Source organism: Phytobacter sp. V69, assembly GCF_965644215.1.
Taxonomy (GTDB): Bacteria; Pseudomonadota; Gammaproteobacteria; order Enterobacterales; family Enterobacteriaceae; genus Phytobacter.
On sequence record NZ_CBFFRL010000379.1, the window covers coordinates 1 to 2,120 of the forward strand.

Genomic DNA, 2,120 nt, shown 5'->3' on the forward strand with positions numbered 1-2,120 from the left:
ATAGTCATGATAATAGGGCCTTATGATTAGAAGGCCCTATTATCAATGATTTTTATCCTCGTGACGACACTATCTAATAAGGCTGGGAAAAGAATTTTGTGGCAGTTTTATGACAGCTTAAGAAACGGACAAAGATAGCCTGAAATAAAGACGCCGCCCGCAGGCGGCGTCTTCTGACAGGCAGATTACTTCTTCGCAGCGCGCTCGAAGGAAGCAACGATTTCAGCTTTAGCCGCTTCTGCGTTGTCCCAACCGTCTACTTTCACCCATTTGCCTTTTTCGAGGTCTTTGTAGTGCTCGAAGAAGTGAGTGATCTGTGCTTTCAGCAGTTCTGGCAGGTCGTTCACATCTTTAATGTGATCGTATTCTTTGCTCAGTTTGGTGTGCGGAACAGCAACCAGTTTGGCATCTTCGCCAGACTCGTCGGTCATTTTCAGCACGCCAACCGGACGGCAGCGAATCACAGAGCCTGGTTCCAGCGGGTACGGCGTCGGGACCAGCACGTCTACCGGGTCACCGTCCAGAGACAGAGTGTGGTTGATGTAACCGTAGTTGCACGGATAGAACATCGCGGTGGACATGAAACGGTCAACGAAGAGTGCGCCGCTGTCTTTATCGACTTCGTATTTGATCGGGTCAGCGTTAGCCGGAATTTCAATAACAACGTAGATATCTTCTGGCAGATCTTTACCCGCCGGGACGTTGAGTAAGCTCATGTTCGTGTCCTTTAAAATGTGTGGCAAACAAGTGCCGGGTATTATAGCCAACTCATCGGGAATGTCTTCGCTTGTTTTACGTTGCGACCCGCCTGCCGCCCTGTTTTTTTGCCAGATTTACAGTCGAATTATCCATAAAGATAGCCACATCCTGAATAAAATTTTGGAAGCGATTACACTGCGTGAATGGGACGCTGTTTTGAATGAAAATTTGTGTATTTTCAAAGCACGATACAGGGTTGATCGACCGGTGTTATTTCGCGCGCCAGATCCCAACTGGAAGCCAACAATTCATTCACTTTTCTGATTTGTGATGTAACGCATTCTGTTACATCTCCCATTGTCTATAGTTTTCCCGCAGGCGAAGTTGTAGCCAACTATAACCCTACGAGGATACTCTTATGTGGAAGCGCTTACTTCTTGTCACAGCAGTTTCGGCAGCCATGTCGTCTATGGCGATGGCCGCCCCGTTAACGGTAGGATTTTCGCAGGTCGGATCAGAATCCGGCTGGCGAGCTGCTGAAACCAACGTCGCGAAAAGCGAGGCTCAAAAACGCGGTATCACCCTGAAAATCGCTGACGGTCAGCAAAAACAGGAAAACCAAATCAAAGCGGTACGTTCATTCATCGCCCAGGGCGTGGATGCCATCTTCATTGCGCCAGTCGTGGCAACGGGCTGGGAACCGGTACTGAAAGAAGCCAAAGACGCAAAAATTCCGGTATTCCTGCTCGACCGTTCGATTGATGTCAAAGACAAATCCCTCTACATGACCACCGTCACCGCCAATAACGTGCTGGAAGGCCAGCTGATTGGTGACTGGCTGGTGAAAACCGTTGCGGGCAAACCCTGTAACGTGGTCGAACTGCAGGGCACCGTCGGCGCGAGCGTAGCGATTGACCGTAAAAAAGGTTTTGCCGAAGCCATTGCTAAAGCCTCCAACATCAAAATTATCCGTTCTCAGTCCGGCGACTTCACCCGCAGTAAAGGGAAAGAGGTCATGGAAAGCTTTATCAAAGCTGAGAACAACGGCAAAAACATCTGCATGGTTTATGCCCATAACGATGACATGGTGATCGGTGCTATCCAGGCCATAAAAGAAGCGGGTCTGAAACCGGGCAAAGACATCCTGACCGGGTCAATTGACGGCGTACCGGATATCTACAAAGCGATGATGGACGGGGAAGCTAACGCCAGCGTGGAGCTGACGCCAAACATGGCCGGTCCGGCATTCGATGCGCTGGAGAAATTCAAAAAAGACGGCACCATGCCTGAGAAGCTGACCATCACCAAATCCACGCTCTACCTGCCGGATACGGCGAAAGAAGAGTTAGATAGTGTCGTCACAAGATTTTAGCCCAGAGAGCGATGCATCTGATCTGGACGGCAGCGAGAAATGAGGCCGT

2 protein-coding genes are annotated in these 2,120 nt (G+C 49.8%); one reads left to right on the forward strand and one right to left on the reverse strand.

Going from position 1 to position 2,120, the window contains the following annotated elements; translation table 11 throughout:
• Positions 1 to 185: 185 nt before the first annotated feature.
• On the reverse strand, positions 186 to 716 hold the full coding sequence (gene ppa / locus ACSZPU_RS25265) for an inorganic diphosphatase (protein WP_263098289.1): 531 nt from the start codon (positions 714 to 716) through the stop codon (positions 186 to 188).
• Between the two features lie 401 nt (positions 717 to 1,117).
• Between ppa and ytfQ the strand changes: the two genes are divergently transcribed.
• Positions 1,118 to 2,071, forward strand: coding sequence for a galactofuranose ABC transporter substrate-binding protein YtfQ (gene ytfQ, locus ACSZPU_RS25270; RefSeq protein ID WP_499004348.1), 954 nt, complete (start codon positions 1,118 to 1,120; stop codon positions 2,069 to 2,071).
• The last annotated feature ends 49 nt before the right edge of the window (positions 2,072 to 2,120 follow it).

Coding starts and splice junctions, on each gene's coding strand:
- ppa (WP_263098289.1), bottom strand. CDS start 716: ATGAGCTTACTCAACGTCCCGGCGGGTAAAGATCTGCCAGAAGATATC.
- ytfQ (WP_499004348.1), top strand. CDS start 1,118: ATGTGGAAGCGCTTACTTCTTGTCACAGCAGTTTCGGCAGCCATGTCG.